Source organism: Micromonospora lutea (assembly GCF_016863535.1).
GTDB classification, from domain to species: Bacteria; Actinomycetota; Actinomycetes; order Mycobacteriales; family Micromonosporaceae; genus Micromonospora; species Micromonospora lutea.
Map to the genome: position 1 here is coordinate 44,413 of NZ_BOPB01000035.1, position 15,862 is coordinate 60,274.

The following is a 15,862-nucleotide window of genomic DNA, read 5'->3' on the forward strand; positions in this document are numbered from 1 at the left end:
GCTCAGCCCGGCCGACCGGCCCGTGCCAGTTCGTCGTCGAGGGTGTCCACGTCCTCCGACTCGATGGCCGGCTGGTTGCCCTGCCGCACGTCCTCGTTGGGGCGCACCACCCAATACAACAGCCCGATCCACAGCGTGGTGAGCAGAATCGCGCCCATGAAGTCCGTCGGGTGGTGCATGCCCCGGTACATCCGGGAGATCGCCACCCCGACCGGCATCACCACGGCGAGCGCCACGAAAACCCACCGCCACCACCGGTCGGTGCGGACGAAGACGATGACGGCGATCGCCACCCAGAGGCAGAGGGTGGCGGCGATGTGCCCGGACGGGAACGACGACGTCGGCATCGGGCCGTCCAGGTTCTCCACCGGCGGACGCGGCCGGTCCACCGCCGCCGCGCTGGCGAGGAAGAGGGTCAGCTCACCGAACATCGTCAACGCCACGAAGAGCACCGGTCGCCAACGCCGCCAGATCGCCAGCACCAGCGGGCAGAAGACCAGCGAGATCAGCAGGATGGCGTGGGTGTCCCCGACCTTGCTCCACCACCAGCTCAACTCGTCGAGGAAGTCGGTGCGGCGTTCGGCGAACCAGGTGGGCACGACCTCGTCGAGGCGGGCGAGGAAGGTGTTGTCGGCGTGGTAGCTGACGAACATGCCGAACCCGTACAGGGCACCGAACACCAGCACCCAGCCGACGATGATCTCGGCGACGCCGGCCCGGGCGTGCGGCAGCAGCTTCTCCTCGTCCGGCGCGGGCGCCACGTCGTGCCCGGCCTCCGGTTCCAGCCCATCGGTCAGCGGCACCGCGGGTCGCCCCCGCTCCAAGCGCCACAACCGGAAGGCGTACGCGGTGAGGCCCAGCCAGGCCGCGCCGAGCAGCCAGGCGCCGATCACGTCGGAGAGGAAGTGCACGCCGAGCGCGACCCTGGTGAACCCGATCAGGAAGACGACCGCGGCGACCAGGGCCATCGCCGGCCGACGCCAGCGGGGCGCCATCGCCGGCAGGAACACCAGCAGCAACGCGCCGTAGGCCACCATCGACCCGAGGGCGTGCCCGCTGGGGAAGCTCTGTCCCGCGTACGCGCCGATCGGCACGTCCACCTCGGGACGCAACCGGTCAACCAGGGTCTTGAGCGAGGGGTCGAGGATCAGCGCGCCCGCGCCGGTGACGATCAGGAACACCGCGAGGCGACCCTGCCGGCGGATCAGCAGCCCGACCACGGCGACGGTCACCAGCCAGACGATGACCGCACGGCCACCGAGGTCGGTGATGGCGTTGAGCACCGTCACCAGCGGACCGATCGGGGCCACCTGGTCGTTGAGCCACTGCGCCACTCCGTGGTCCACGTCGTACAGCGGTGGCCATCGCACCCGTACCAACGTCAGCAGCAACCCGAAGCCGACCCCCGCACCGAGCACGAGCGCCAGGCCGGCGAGCGTACGTTCGGTGAAATGCCCGAGGGGTCGTCGCAGTACGTCCCTGACCGCGCCCACGGCAGCCTCCTTCGCCTCTGGCGTGGCGCAGTACCCGGTACGCCGCTCCGGTACACCCGGTGCGGTGGCAGTGACGCGGTGGGTCAGAGTGCGGTCATCTCGCCGGTGTCGTGCACGGGAACCCGCTGCGCGTTCGGCTCCCACAGGTCGGGCTTGGCCGGTTCCTGCACGCCGATGCGGACCGCCTCCAGTTGCGCCGCGAAGGCGAGCCCGCCGAAGAGCGCGATGCCGGTGAGATTGGCCCACAGCAGCAACGCCATGATCCCCGCCAACGCGCCGTAGGTCTGTCCGAAATCCTCGCTGAAGCGCACGTAGCCGGCGAGCAGCAGGCTGGCCACCCACCACAGCGCGGTGGCGATGCCGGCGCCGAACAGTAGCCAGGACAGGCCGGGCTGATGGCGGCGAGGCGCGTGGCGGAACAGCACCGCGACGGCGAGCACCGTCAGGCCGAGGCTGAGCGGCCAACGCACCAGGTCCCACACCGTGCTGGCGGCCTCTCCCCAGGCGTAGTGGCGTTCCACGGAGTCACCCATCGGTCCGCCGCCGACCAGGATGAGGAACCCGGCGAGGGCCGGGAGGCCGGCGGTCACGGCGAGCACGGCCGCCCGCAGGTACTTCCAACCGGCCGGGCGGTCCCGTTCGACGCCGTAGATGCGATTCGCACCCCGCTCGATCTGGGCCATGGTGCTGGTCAGTGCCACCAGACCGGTGATCAGGCCGAGGGTGAGCGCCACCTCGCCGGTCTCCTCGACCCGCTCCGCGCCCGGGTCGTCACCGTCACCGAGCAGTTCGGCGACGACCTGTTCACTCGTGCCGGGGGTCAACGCCAGCACGGTGTCGGCGACCACCTCGCCACCCTCGGCCGCGCCCAGTTCGGAGATCAGCCCGGTGAGAGCGATCAGGAACGGCACCACGGCGAGGCAGAGCTGGAACGCGAAGGCCCGGGAGTGGCTGAACCCGTCGCCGTACCGGAACCGGGTGAAGGCGTCACGCAACAGATGCCAGCCGCCCTCCCGCCGCAGCGTCCGCCACGCGTGGTCGGCGCAGAGTTGCTCGTCGGACATCAGCCGGGTCTCCGGCACCATCCTGGTGCTGCTCACGACGCGGCTCCTTCGCTCGCGACCACCGGGCCCGCCGGTCCACTCCGCACGCTCACCCGACCAGCCCTTCGTTCACGGCAACGGGGCGTGACGACTCACTTCTCGTGCTCACCTCGGCCCTCCTCGACCAGGTGTTCACCCCGCTCGGCGGCGGCTGCGGCGTCGTCGGCCAGGTCGGGCGCCTGGGCCGGTCGCGGCACGCACAGCCACAGCGCCCGGCGTCGAATCTGCACCCGCAGCTCGCGGCCGGGTGCGATCAGGTCGCCGTCCAGCTCCCTGGGCTGGTTCCGGTTACTGGTTATCTCCACTCGACGGGCGCGGTACACCTCCATCCGGGGCACCCGGTCACGTCGGCGCAGCACCGCCCAACCGAGCGAGAGCCAGTGCCGCAGCGTGCGCGGAGTGAGCACGGCGACGTCGAGGTAACCGTCGTCGGGTTCTGCCTCGGTCAGCAGGATCACCCCGCCCTGGAGCCGGCCGACGTTGGCGACCAGCACCGAGCGGGCGCGACGGCGCAGCGGCGGTTGGTCGTCCAACCGGATCGACACCCGCATCGGTCGGTCCCGCAGGTGTCGTGCGGCCCCCACCACGTACGCCGGCCAGCCGATCCGCCGCTTGGTCGTCTCACTGGTGGCGTCGAGCATCTGGGCGTCGAAGCCCATGCCGGCCATCACCGCGAAGTGTTGCCCGTCCACCGCACCGACGTCGAGCAGCCGCCGGCCACCCTCCACGGCCACCGCCAGTCCGGCGGCCAGGTCGTCGGAGAGACCCAGGTTGGCCGCGAGCAGGTTGCCGGTGCCCTGTGGCAGCACGGCGAGCGCCACCTCGGTGCCGACCAGCGCGTCGACGCAGGCCATCACCGTGCCGTCTCCGCCGCAGGCGAAGACGATGTCCACCCCGGCGGCGAGGGCCTTCTCGGTCTGGCCCCGACCCGGATCGTCGACGGTGGTCTCGAACCACAGCGGCTCCGGCCAGCCGGCCGCGTCGAGCACGTCATTGACGGTGCGGCGCAGCGCGTCGAGATCGGTCACCTTGACCGGGTTGACCACCACCGCGCTCCGCAGCGACTCTTCGTGCTGTCCAGCTTCCACGGCGTCAGTGTGCAGCACCCTGCCGGGTTGGGCGACCCGACGCCGGTGTGCCTCGATTCACCACACCGACGCGGGTCGCCGACGTTTCGGCCGACGGACCGTGGGGGACGCGATCACGCGCGCAGGAGGCCGACCGGCTGGGCCGGGTGCCACCACGCGGCTTGTCGGTGCCGGGCAGCCGTCACGCACTGGCACGCAGGGCGAGCTCGACCCGGTGGCGCACGTCCGCCAGGTCGACCCCGGCCTCGGTGAGCGTCAACGCGGCCAGCCCACGGCCTTCCCGCAGCAGGCCGAGCAGGATGTGCTCGGTGCCGATGTGGCGGTGACGCAGCCGAATCGCCTCGCGCAGCGACAGCTCCAGCACCTTCTTGGCACGAGCGGAGAACGGGCCGCCAGCCGGTCGCCGTCGGCCCCATCGGCGTCTGGGGGCCGGCGCCGCCTCACGGAGGGCGTCCGGGCCGAACGACTCCTCGATCCGGGCGACGATGGCGGCCAGATCGATGCCGATCTCGCGTAACGCCGCCGCGTCGGCCTCGCCGAGGCCGCTGTCGCCGGTCTCAGCGTGGCGACGGATCCGCTCGCGCAGGTCGTCGGCGGTGACGCCCGCGTCGCGCAGCACCCGTACGGCCAGGCCGTCACCGTCGGCGAGGACGGCGAGCAGGAGGTGTTCGGTGCCGACGGGTCGCTGGCCCTCGGCGCGGGCCTCGTCTCGTGCCCGCCGGACGGCCGTGCGGGCACGGTCGGTGAATCGTTCGAACATCACGCCTCCCGAGAGGATTCGACCGCCGGTCGCCCGGCGTGTTTCTTGTGCACCGCCTGCCGGCTGACCTCGAGGGCGTCGGCGATCTCCTGCCAGGACCAGCCCTGTCGTCGGGCGTTGTCGACCTGGACCACCTCAAGCCGTTCGAGCAGCCGGCGAAGGGCGCGGACGGCGCGCAGACCGACCCGGGGGTCGGTGCTGCCGGCCGCGGCCGCGAGTTCCGTCGCGTGACTCATGCTGTCAACCTACATTGACACCACCCGCGCGTCAACCCTGGTTGACATCCGAGCGCCCGCCTCCCCGCCCACGGCGGCGCACGCACGAACGGATCAGCTCGACAGCGCGCCCACGCCACTCACCGCCCGCTGGCCTGCTCCGATCCGGCCCCCTGGAGGCACCACCGCGACTAGCCTCAGACCCAGGCCGGGTGCCACAGCTGCGGGGGTGATGTCGGATGGCCGCCGCCAACGAGGCGCCGGTGCTCGTCGGCATCGGTCCGCAGGACGCCCTGCCGGTGGCCCGCCTCGCCGCCCGGGAGGCTGCGGCGCACGGACGCCGGTTGCACCTGCTGCACGCGTTCAACTGGGCCACCTTCGACGATCCGGGGGTTTCCCACTCCCGTGCCCAGGCCGAACAACTGATCGCTGCGGCGACCGCGGCGATCAACGAGAACGAGCCGGGCGTGCCGGTGACCGCCGAGATCACCGAAGGCTCGGCGGTGTCGAACATCCTCAGCAGGTCGGAGACCGCCTTCCTGGTGGTGGTCGGCGACGGCGGCATGGCCCACTGTGACCGCTGCATCCCGGCCGACAGCCACGCCGTGCAGGTGGCCGCCCGTGCCGACTGTCCGGTGCTGGTCGCCCGGCGGGAACCGCCACCCGCCGGCCCGATCCTGGTCGGGATCGACGGCTCGGCCTCCGCAGAGGTCGCACTGCAATGGGCGCTCAGCTGCGCCACCCAGCACCGGGCGCGGTTGCTGGCGCTCTGGGTGGTCGACTCCGACGGAAGCGTCGGGTACGCCACCGAACGACTCAGCGAGACGCTGTCCCGCCACCGGAGCGACCATCCCGACATCGCCGTCGAGAGCCACGTCGTTGAGGGCGAACCCGACGACGTGCTGGTCAACCAGTCACGCTCGGCGCAACTGGTGGTGGTCGCCGCCCGTGGTGAGGAGCCGTTGCGGGGGATGCTCGGCGCGGTCAGCCAGACGCTGCTCTACCACGCTCCGTCCCCGGTGATCGTGATCCGCGGCGTGACGGCGCACCGGACCGTGACGGGCCGTGACACCCGAATCGGCGGGACCAACGGCCCTGATCCAGGATCGCCGATTCAGCGAAGCTGACAGAGGAAACCGCGCGTTGCGGATGCAGGATTCACCGACCCGCGAGAGGCTCAGGCAGTATGGACACCGCCGTAGACCTGCGAAGCCCCCTGACCGATGACGAACTGCGCCGGCTGGACGCCTACTGGCGGGCGGCGAACTACCTCACCGTCGGGCAGATCTACCTGCTGGACAATCCCCTGTTGCGTGAACCGCTGGCCGCCGAGCACGTCAAGCCCCGCCTGCTCGGGCACTGGGGCACCTCCCCCGGGCTGAACCTGATCTACGCCCACCTGAACCGGGTCATCGTGGCGCGGGACCTCAGCGCCATCTACATCACCGGGCCCGGTCACGGTGGACCAGCGCTGGTGGCGAACACCTGGCTCGAAGGCACCTACAGCGAGCTCAACCACGACATCGGCCGCGACGAGGCCGGGATGGCCCGGCTGTTCCGCCAGTTCTCCTTCCCCGGCGGCATCCCGAGCCATGTCGCGGCCGAGGTGCCGGGTTCGATCCACGAGGGCGGCGAGCTGGGGTACGCGCTCAGTCACGCCTACGGCGCCGCCTTCGACAACCCGGATCTGCTGGTCGCCTGCGTGATCGGAGACGGTGAGGCGGAGACCGGCCCACTCGCCGGTAGCTGGCTGTCCAACGTATTCCTCAACCCCGCCCGCGACGGCGCGGTGTTGCCCATCCTGCACCTCAACGGATACAAGATCGCCAACCCGACGGTGCTGGACCGCATCCCCGAGTCCGACCTGCTCGACCTGATGCGGGGCCAGGGCTACCAGCCGTACGTGGTGGCCGGCGACGATCCGGCAGTGGTGCACCAGAACCTGGCCGCCACCCTGGACCGGGCCCTGGACGAGATCGCCGAGATCCAGCACCGCGCCCGCTCCGGCGTGCGCGTCGAACGCCCACGTTGGCCGATGATCGTCCTGCGTACCCCGAAGGGCTGGACCGGGCCTCGCGACGTCGACGGCAAGCGGGTCGAAGGCACCTACCGGGCGCACCAGGTGCCGCTGTCCCAGGTCCGGAGCAACCCGGACCACCTGGCCGAGCTGGAGCGGTGGCTCCGCAGCTACCGTCCACAGGAGCTGTTCGACGCCACCGGCGCGCCGGTGGCCGAGCTGGCCGACCTGCCGCCCAGGGGAACCCGGCGGATGAGCGCCAACCCGGTCGCCAACGGCGGCGCCCTGCTGCGCGACCTGTCCCTGCCCGACTTCCGTGACTACGCCGTCGAGGTGCCCCGACCCGGTGCGACGGTCACCAGCGCCACCGGCGAACTCGGCAAGTGGGTCCGGGACGTGATCAGCGCCAACCCGCAGACGTTCCGGCTGTTCGGACCGGACGAGGTCGCCTCCAACCGGCTCCAGGCCGCCTTCGAGGTCACCGGACGGGCCTGGGTGGCCGGCACGGTCGACGACGACGACCACCTCTCCCCCGACGGGCGGGTCATGGAGGTCCTCTCCGAGCACCTGTGCCAGGGCTGGCTGGAGGGCTACCTGCTGACCGGTCGGCACGGCATCTTCACCAGCTACGAGGCGTTCATCCACATCGTCGACTCGATGGTCAACCAGCACGCCAAGTGGCTGAAGGTGACTCGGGAGATCCCGTGGCGGCAGCCGGTCGCCTCGCTGAACTACCTGCTCTCCAGCCACGTCTGGCGGCAGGACCACAACGGCTTCTCCCACCAGGACCCAGGCTTCATCGACCACGTGATGAACAAGAAGGCCGAGGTGGTACGGGTCTACCTGCCACCGGACGCCAACACGCTGCTCTCCACCATGGACCACTGCCTGCGCAGCCGGCACTACATCAACGTCGTGGTGGCCGGCAAGCAGCCCGCACCGAGCTGGCTGACCATGGACGAGGCCGTCGCGCACTGCCGGCGCGGCGTGGGCATCTGGGACTGGGCCAGCACCGATCAGGGCAGCGAGCCGGACGTGGTGCTCGCCTGCGCCGGCGACGTGCCGACGCTGGAGACGCTCGCCGCGGCGGACCTGCTCCACCAGCACCTGCCCGAGCTGAAGGTGCGGGTGATCAACGTCGTCGACCTGATGCGCCTCCAGCCGGACTCCGAGCACCCGCACGGCCTGCCCGACTCGGAGTTCGACACGCTGTTCACCCGTGACAAGCCGATCATCTTCGCGTACCACGGCTATCCGTGGCTGATCCACCGGCTCACCTACCGCCGTACCAACCACGACAACCTGCACGTACGCGGATACAAGGAGGAGGGCACCACCACCACGCCGTTCGACATGGTGATGCTCAACGACCTGGACCGCTTCCACCTCGTGATCGACGTGATCGACCGGGTACCGGGGTTGGCCGCCCGCGCCGCGCACCTGCGGCAGGAGATGACCGACGCACGCCAGTCCGCCCGCGACTACACCCGCCGGTTCGGCGAGGACGATCCCCGGGTGGCCGAGTGGCGCTGGGTCCGCGATACCGACCCGACCAACCGGTGAGGAGGCATCCGTCATGAGCGAACGCAGCAGCACCGCGCCGTCGAACGACGCGGAGATCCTGGTGGGTTACGACGGCTCGCCCGACGCCGCGGCGGCGCTGGAATGGGCGCTGGAGCAGGCCCACCGCGACGGTCGACCGGTCCGGCTGGCGTACGTCTTCGAATGGCTGACCGTGGCCGGCTGGGTCGGGCCGGGCGTGACGCCGGGGATGTGGCCCGACGAGCAGGCCCGCCGCCAGGTCGAGGAGTTGGTCGGCAAGGCCGCGGCGGACGCCGCCACCACCCACCCCGGCCTGGACGTGCGCGGCGAGGTGCTGGACGGACCACCCGCGCTGATCCTGGAGGAGGCGTCGACGCAGGCTGGCCTGCTGGTGCTGGGCAGCCGTGGGCATGGCGGCTTCGCCGGCCTGCTCGCCGGCTCGACCGCCGTCGCCGTCACCGCGCACGCGCACTGCCCGGTGGTGGTGGTCCGTCGTCGACCGACCGAGGGCGACCGGGTCGGACACATCGCGGTCGGCGTGGACGGCTCGGAGCATTCCCTGCTGGCCCTCGGCTTCGCCTTCGAACAGGCGGCCCTGCGGCGGGTACCGCTGCACGTGGTGCGGGCCTGGCAACCCCGACGCGACCAGTGGGGTCTGCGTGGCGAGCAGGCCCGGGACGCGGCGCTGGCGGAGCACCGCGCCGAACTGGACGAGGCGCTACGCCGCTGGCGGGACACCTTCCCCGACGTCGCGGTGACCGTCGAGACGGCCGCCGCCGCGCCGGCCGGTCTGCTCATCGATGCCAGTCGCAACGCGCAACTGATCGTTGTCGGCACCCGGGGACACGGTGGGCTGCGGGGCATGCTGCTCGGCTCGGTCAGCCAGCAACTCCTCCAGCACGCCCACTGCCCGGTGGCGGTGGTCCGGGAACGCTGAGACACCACGCGGGTCGGCCGAGTCAGGCCGGCCCGCGTGGTCCGCCCCCGAGCGCCCGCAGCGCGTTGAGGATCACCAGCACGTCGATGCCCTCCTGGAGGAACGCGCCCGCCACGGGTGGCAGCCGCCCGGCCGCCGCACAGCCCATCGCGATCAGCGCCAACCCCATACCCACGGTGGCGCTCTGCACCGCGATCCGGCGGGCGTAGCGGGCCACCTCGACCGCGTCGGCGAGCGGATCGAGCCGGTCCACGCTCAGCACGGCGTCGGCGACGTCGGCCGAGGCGGTCACCCCGGTAGCGCCCATCGCCACGCCGACACTCGCCTCCGCCAGCGCCGGAGCGTCGTTCACCCCGTCGCCGACCATCACCGTCACCGCGCGCTGCGCCTCGGCCCGGACCCGATTCACCTTCTCCTGCGGGGTGCAGGGTCCGCGCGCGCCCCAGGACCTCCAGCGAGCCGCCGTCGCGCACCAGCACGCCACGCCGGGCCACCCGGGACAGCCCGGAGACGATGGCGATCGGGGTGGCCAGCAGCAACGGGCACGGTGTCGCCACCACCAGCACCGCCACCGCCCGCAGGAACTCGCCGGAGAGCAGCCAGCCCAACCCGGCCAGCACCAGGGTGAACGGCACGAAGGCCACGGCGTACCGATCGGCCAGCCGCACCATCGGCGCCTTGCGGGCGGTCGCCTCCTCGGCCAACCGGACGATCCCGGCGTACGTGCTGCGCTCGGCGCTCTCGACCGCCCGCAGCCCGAACGCGGCACCGGCGTTGACCACACCGCTGCTCACCCGTTCCCCGGACGCCCGCTCGACGAGCCGGGACTCCCCGGTGACCACCGACTCGTCGAGCGTCGCGGCGGTCTCGGTGACACCGTCGACGGCGACCACGTCACCCGGGCCGACCAGCAGCCGGTCACCGACCGCCACCCGGTCCACCGGCACCACCTCGACGTCACCGTCGGGGGTGGGCCGTCGTGCGGTCCGTGGCGCCCGCTCCAGCAGCGCTCTCAGGTCTCGGGTCGCCCGGCGCTGTGCGTACGCCTCCAGGGTCCGACCGGTGGCCAGCATCACGGCGACCACCGCGCCCGCCAGGTACTCGCCGACCACCAACGCTCCACCCAGCGCCAGCACGGCGATCACGTCCACGCCGAACTGCCGCCGCCACAGCTCGCGCAGCATCGACACGGCGGCCGGCAGCAGCGCGACGAGGCTCGCCAATGCCCACCCGATGTCGGCGACGCCCGGCTGCCCGACCAGCCGTGCCACCGCACCGGCCAACACCAGCAGCGTGAGCCCGGTCAGCGGGGTCCACAGCCACCAGCTCCGACGCCGCGAACCGGCCCCGTCGGCCTCGGGCCGAACCGGCTGCTCCGGCAGGCATTCGTCCACGCCGTGGTCCGCTGCCGATCTCCGCTTTCGCACCCACGGATCGTCCCAACCCGTGCGGTCGCGCGTCGGTCGGTCTGGGCAGAACGTGGCGCGCAGGTCCCGCCGGGTCGGACGAGCCGGGTCGTGCGGGTCGGCGGTCGATGCAGCAGGATGAACCGGACCGCACCCACGGCCGTACCGGAGTGCGGCACCATGGCAGAGACGGAAAGGTCGTGAGGATGAGCCACCAGACGCCGGCTACCCACCGCCCGCTGACCACCGCCCTCGCGGAGGCCGCCGCGATGGCCGGTTACGCGCCGTCGGTGCACAACAGCCAGCCCTGGCGCTGGCGCGTGCTGCCCGACGCGTTGGAGTTGCGGGTGGTCCGGGACAGTCGACTGGCCGCCACCGACCCGCACGGTGAGCTGGTCACCCTGAGCTGCGGTGCGGCACTGCACCACGCCCGGCTGGCGCTGGCCGCGGAGGGTTGGGCGACCAGCGTGCAGCGAATGCCCGACCCGAGCGACCCTGACCTGCTCGCCCGGCTCACCGAGCCACGGGCCACCGGGGCCGACCCGGACGCGATGCGGTCGGTGCAGTGCATGCAGGTGCGCCACACCGACCGGCGTCCGGTCAGTGACGAGCAGGTCTCCGCTGACTCGTTGGGCAGCATCGCGTCGGCTGCCGGGCAGGAGGGTGCTCGGCTGGAGATTCTCGACCGCGATCAGATGCTGCGTCTGGCGGCGTCCGCCTCGCGCGCCGGCGCGATCGAGGCGGAGGACTCCCGGCTGCGGGAGGAACTGGAGTACTGGACCAGCCGCTCGGGCGGCACCGGACTGACCCCGGAGGTGCTGCCGGAGCAGCCCGCGCAGACCACTGTTCCGGGTCGGGACTTCGGCCGTCCCGGCACGCTGCCGGTCGGTTCGGGGCACGACCAGGCAGCGTCGTACGGGGTGCTCTACGGCGACGAGGACGAGCCGGTCGACTGGCTCCGCGCCGGTGAGGCGCTGTCGGCAGCCTGGCTGGCCGCCACCCGCCTGGGGGTTTCGGTGGTGCCGCTCAGCGGCGTGGTGGAAGTGGCGGCCACCCGGCAGACCCTGCGCGAGGTGCTCTCCGGGCTCGGCCACCCCTACCTCGTCCTGCGCCTCGGGATCGCCGACCCGGCCCACGCCGGCCCGCCGCACACCCCGCGGCTGCCCCGCGAGCAGGTGGTGGACATCTCGGCGGTCACCGGCGACGCCGGGTGACCGTCCCGGGGCGTTTCCGTATCGCCGGACCCCGGCTAGCATCGCCGGGTGACCGTCGGCGTACCCAACCCCGGGCACGAGCCTCCGTCGCTCGGCCTCAGTCCGCTGTCCCGAGTCCACCTTGACGAGTTGCTCCAGGAGATGCTGGACCGCGTCGGCGAGGTGGTGACCAGCCGGGAACGGTTGCGGGCGCTGCTCGACGCGGTGGTCGGCATCGGCACCGACCTGGATCTGCACAGCACCCTGCTGCGCATCGTGCAGGCGGCCTGCGACCTGGCCGGGGCCCGTTACGGCGCGCTCGGGGTGATCGGTCCCGACCGGATGCTGCACGACTTCATCACCCACGGCATCTCCCCCGAGCTGCATGCGAAGATCGGTGATCTGCCGCACGGCCGAGGAGTACTCGGCCTGCTCATCGACGATCCGAAGCCGCTGCGGATGCCGGACATCACCCAGCATCCGGACTCGTACGGCTTTCCGCCGCACCATCCGCCGATGCACACCTTCCTCGGCGTGCCGGTCCGCATCCGCGACCAGGTCTTCGGCAACCTGTACCTCGCCGAGAAGCAGGGCGGTGCCGAGTTCACCGACGACGACGAGGAGATCGTCGTGGCGCTCGCCGGGGCCGCCGGCGTGGCGATCGAGAACGCCCGGCTGTACGCGCTGGCCCACCGTCGGGAACGCTGGCTCTCCGCCACCGCCGAGATCACCTCGCTACTGCTCGGTGAGGTACGCCGTACCGACGCACTGACCCTGGTGGCGCGCCGTGCCCGGGAGGTGGCCGAGGCCGAGCTGGCCCTCGTGCTGCTCTACGACGAGGAGGCGGATCACTTCACCGTCGAGGTCGTCGACGGGCTCGGCACCCAGGCCCGCGCGCTGGTCGGCACGGTGCTGCCGGCCGCCGACACCAGCTTCGCCGGTCCGGTCGCGCAGGGGCGACACGACTCGGTGGAGGATCTGGCCCACGCCGCACCCTGGCCGGCGGTGCTGCACACCGGGCCGGCGGTGGTCTCTCCGCTGGCCACCGCCGACACCCTGCACGGGGTGCTGGTCATCGCGCACAGCGTCGAGCACAGCGGTGTCACCGACGACGACATGACCCTGTTGGGCAGCTTCGCCGGTCAGGCCGCACTGGCCATGGAGCGCGCCCGTGGCCAGGAGGAACGCGAGCAGTTGGTCGTCCTTGAGGACCGCGAGCGGATCGCCCGGGACCTGCACGACGTGGTGATCCAGCGGTTGTTCGCCACCGGCCTGCAGCTGCAGAGCACGGTGCCGCTGGCGGCGCGCTCGGACGTGGCCAAGCGGATCAACGCCGCGGTCGACGACCTGGACGCCACCATCAAGGACATCCGCCGCACGATCTTCGAGCTGCGAACTCCGATGAGCGCGGCGCTACGCACCGAGATCCGCGAGGCGGTGGAAGCCGCCGCCGAGTTGCTGGGTTTCCGGCCCAGGCTGGAGCTGACCGGGCCGATCGACAGCGCGGTGCCGGACGAGATCCACCCCGAACTCGCCGCAGTACTCCGCGAGGCGCTGTCCAACGCGGTACGCCACGCCGAGGCCACGGCGGTGTCGGTGGCGGTATGCGTCAACGCCACCCAGGTCACCGTCACCGTCACCGACAACGGGGTGGGCTGCGACCCGGCCGCCGCCCGGGGCGGGCTGGTGAACCTGCGCGAGCGCGCCGAGCGGCACGGGGGCACCTTCGAGGTACGCCGCGCCGAGCCACACGGCACCGAGCTGCTCTGGTCGATCCCGCTGCGGGCCTGAGCCGGGCTGGAGCCCGGCCGGCGGTCAGTGGTTCTTGCCGAGCAGCCGGGTGGCCAGCACCGCGGCCTGGGTACGCCGTTCCAGGCCGAGCTTGGCCAGCACACTGGAGACGTAGTTCTTGACCGTCTTCTCGGCCAGGAACATCTTGCTGGCGATCTCCCGGTTGGTCAGCCCCTCGGCGACGTACTCCAGGATCCGCCGCTCCTGCTCGGTGAGGGACTGCAACTCGCGGGGCTGCTCCACCCCGCTGCGAATGCGATCGAGCACCCGGGTGGTGATCGCCGGGTCGAGCAGCGACTGACCGGCCGCCACCCGACGTACCGCGTCGACGAGGTCGGTGCCGCGGATCTGCTTGAGCACGTACCCGGAGGCACCGGCCATGATCGCCGCGAACAGCGCCTCGTCGTCCTCGTACGAGGTGAGGATCAGCCCCTTGATCGCGGAGTCCACGGCCCGTACGTCCCGGCACACGTCGATGCCGTTGCCGTCGGGGAGCCGGGCGTCGAGGATCGCCACGTCGGGCCGCAGTGCCGGAATCCGGCGGGCCGCCTCCTGGGCCGAACCGGACTCGCCGACCACTTCTATGTCGCCGCTGGCGTGCAGCAGGTCGGCGAGGCCACGACGCACGACCTCGTGGTCGTCAAGCAAGAACACCCGGATCATCCCCCCTTTCTACCCGCCCCCGCCCACCCCCCGCACGGGCCAAAAGTCCCAACCCACCCCCACCCACTCCGTTGATCATGAGGTTATTGCCCGATTTCCAATGCCAGGGAGGCAACAACCTCATGATCAACGGGAACTTGGGGGTGGAGGGGCGGGGTGTCCTGGGGGTTCGGGACGTGTGGCCCTGCTGGACGAGGGTGGGTGGGGTGGACCGTGGGTGTAGACGAACGGAGGGGGCACGACCATGGAAACCGGCTACACCGTCGAACAACTGCGGGCCGCCGCGACCGACGCGGTCCGCGCACCGTCCCTGCACAACGTCCAGCCGTGGCGGTTCCGGCTGCGCGACGGTGGGATCGAGGTCCTCGTCGACCCGTCCCGGCGGCTGCCCGCCACCGACCCGAGCGGCTGGGGCGCCCGGGTGGCCGGTGGGGCCGCGCTGTTCAATCTGCGCCTCGCCCTGGCGGTGACCGGTGCTCCGGCGAGGGTACGGCTGCGTCCGTACCCGTCTGAACCGGATGTCCTGGCCCGGCTGGTGCCGGACCTGCCGCGTCGTCCCAGTCCCGCCGAGCAGAACCTCTACGCGGCCATCCCGCGCCGGTTCAGCAACCGCGCCCCGTTCTGGCCCGAACCGATTCCGGCTGACTCCCGCTGGCGGCTCGGTGAGGCAGCCCGTACCGAGCACTGCTGGCTGGAACTGCTGATCGGGGTGAGCGCCGTCAACGCGTTCGCCGAGATCGCTCGTGGCGCGCACCGGGTCCTCGAACGCGATCCCGCCTACCGGGCGGAGCGCGAGACGTGGATACGTGCCAGCCCCGATTCGGACGGCGTCCCGGTCTCCGCCAGCGGCCCCCGGGCCGAGTCGCAGGACCTGCTCCCGTCGCGTGACTTCGGCGGCAGCCAGCGGGCAGCTGGCCGCGACTTCGAGCCGGAGCCACTCGTGGCGGTGCTCGGCTCCGCCGGCAACACCGCAGTCGACCAGGTGGTCGCGGGCCAGGCGTTGCAGCGGGTGCTGCTGACCGCCACCGATGCCAGGCTGTCCGTGTCGATGCTGTCCCAACCGATCGAGGTGCCCTCGGCCCGCGAGCAGCTTCGGCTGTCACTGGGACGGTTCGGCACGCCACAGATGGTGATGCGGATCGGGTACGGCCAGCCGGGTCGACCCACCCCCCGTCGCCCGGTGGACGAGGTGCTGGACCTGCCGGTGCGCCTCGCCTGAGGCGGCCGGCATGAGGAGTTTCAGGCGACCCACCTTGGCCCCTCGCAGCGGCTTCGGGTCGGCTCGTTCATCGTCGGCGGATCTGCCGACGGCAGAAGCCGGCGACGAACTGCGGCTGGGCTGGTCGAGAGTAGGTGCCGTGTCCGGCGGACGGCGTGGGCATCCGCCGGACACGGCAGGGCGGTGCCGCGGGCACGGCGGGCACCACCAGCCATTTCCTTGGTGAAAGGACGGCGAGTCCCATCGTCGGTCGCGACCGGATGCCGCGTCAACAACTTCCGGAAAAATATCGGTACCTTGACGCGACCGGCGGTCGTTCTTGTTCAGGCCGCGGCGGCGCTGTCCCGGATCACGAGTTCCGTCGCCAGTTCCACCCGAGGGCTCTCCACCTGCTCGCCCCGGGCCAGCCGCAGCACCGTCCGCGCCGCCAACATG

General features: G+C 71.8%; 12 protein-coding genes and 2 pseudogenes. 6 read left to right on the forward strand and 8 right to left on the reverse strand.

The genetic code is table 11. The features are described from left to right. Window positions 1–2: 2 nt before the first annotated feature. From Vlu01_RS25860 to Vlu01_RS25880, 5 genes are all read right to left on the reverse strand, one after another. Window positions 3–1,493, reverse strand: coding sequence for a phosphatase PAP2 family protein (locus tag Vlu01_RS25860; RefSeq protein ID WP_204004329.1), 1,491 nt, complete (start codon window positions 1,491–1,493; stop codon window positions 3–5). Window positions 1,494–1,576: 83 nt separating this feature from the next. After that, a complete protein-coding gene (locus Vlu01_RS25865; RefSeq protein ID WP_204004331.1) occupies window positions 1,577–2,593 on the reverse strand; it encodes a YihY/virulence factor BrkB family protein in 1,017 nt (338 codons plus the stop codon). A 95-nt stretch (window positions 2,594–2,688) separates the two neighbouring features. Further along, window positions 2,689–3,684, reverse strand: a complete 996-nt coding sequence (locus tag Vlu01_RS25870) for a diacylglycerol/lipid kinase family protein (protein ID WP_239096130.1) — start codon at window positions 3,682–3,684, stop codon at window positions 2,689–2,691. Window positions 3,685–3,865: 181 nt separating this feature from the next. Continuing rightward, complete coding sequence (locus Vlu01_RS25875; RefSeq protein ID WP_204004333.1) at window positions 3,866–4,444, reverse strand: Clp protease N-terminal domain-containing protein; 579 nt, start codon at window positions 4,442–4,444, stop codon at window positions 3,866–3,868. Next, window positions 4,444–4,680, reverse strand: coding sequence for an HTH domain-containing protein (locus Vlu01_RS25880; RefSeq protein WP_204004335.1), 237 nt, complete (start codon window positions 4,678–4,680; stop codon window positions 4,444–4,446). The genes Vlu01_RS25875 and Vlu01_RS25880 overlap by 1 nt, the downstream gene beginning before the upstream one ends. Before the next feature lie 218 nt (window positions 4,681–4,898). On the opposite strand from Vlu01_RS25880, the gene Vlu01_RS25885 reads away from it, so the two are divergent. The 3 genes from Vlu01_RS25885 to Vlu01_RS25895 are packed head-to-tail and all read left to right on the forward strand — an operon-like array spanning window position 4,899 to window position 9,155. Then, complete coding sequence (locus tag Vlu01_RS25885; protein ID WP_204004338.1) at window positions 4,899–5,786, forward strand: universal stress protein; 888 nt, start codon at window positions 4,899–4,901, stop codon at window positions 5,784–5,786. Window positions 5,787–5,845: 59 nt separating this feature from the next. Next, on the forward strand, window positions 5,846–8,239 hold the full coding sequence (locus Vlu01_RS25890; protein ID WP_204004341.1) for a phosphoketolase family protein: 2,394 nt from the start codon (window positions 5,846–5,848) through the stop codon (window positions 8,237–8,239). Window positions 8,240–8,252: 13 nt separating this feature from the next. Further along, complete coding sequence (locus Vlu01_RS25895; RefSeq protein WP_204004344.1) at window positions 8,253–9,155, forward strand: universal stress protein; 903 nt, start codon at window positions 8,253–8,255, stop codon at window positions 9,153–9,155. 22 nt (window positions 9,156–9,177) lie between these two features. Here Vlu01_RS25895 and Vlu01_RS25900 read toward each other — a convergent pair. Next, window positions 9,178–10,549, reverse strand: a pseudogene (locus Vlu01_RS25900) (HAD-IC family P-type ATPase). A 218-nt stretch (window positions 10,550–10,767) separates the two neighbouring features. On the opposite strand from Vlu01_RS25900, the gene Vlu01_RS25905 reads away from it, so the two are divergent. Beyond that, entirely contained in the window at window positions 10,768–11,775 is a 1,008-nt protein-coding gene (locus Vlu01_RS25905; RefSeq protein WP_204004347.1) for an Acg family FMN-binding oxidoreductase, read from the forward strand. A 141-nt stretch (window positions 11,776–11,916) separates the two neighbouring features. After that, window positions 11,917–13,545, forward strand: a complete 1,629-nt coding sequence (locus Vlu01_RS25910) for a GAF domain-containing sensor histidine kinase (RefSeq protein ID WP_239096131.1) — start codon at window positions 11,917–11,919, stop codon at window positions 13,543–13,545. Window positions 13,546–13,569: 24 nt separating this feature from the next. Here Vlu01_RS25910 and Vlu01_RS25915 read toward each other — a convergent pair whose 3' ends face one another. Further along, a complete protein-coding gene (locus Vlu01_RS25915) occupies window positions 13,570–14,208 on the reverse strand; it encodes a response regulator (RefSeq protein WP_204004349.1) in 639 nt (212 codons plus the stop codon). A 244-nt stretch (window positions 14,209–14,452) separates the two neighbouring features. Between Vlu01_RS25915 and Vlu01_RS25920 the strand changes: the two genes are divergently transcribed. After that, entirely contained in the window at window positions 14,453–15,427 is a 975-nt protein-coding gene (locus tag Vlu01_RS25920; RefSeq protein WP_204004351.1) for an Acg family FMN-binding oxidoreductase, read from the forward strand. A 323-nt stretch (window positions 15,428–15,750) separates the two neighbouring features. Here the strand turns inward: Vlu01_RS25920 and Vlu01_RS27690 are convergent. After that, window positions 15,751–15,862: pseudogene (locus Vlu01_RS27690) on the reverse strand (LacI family transcriptional regulator); the annotation flags it as partial.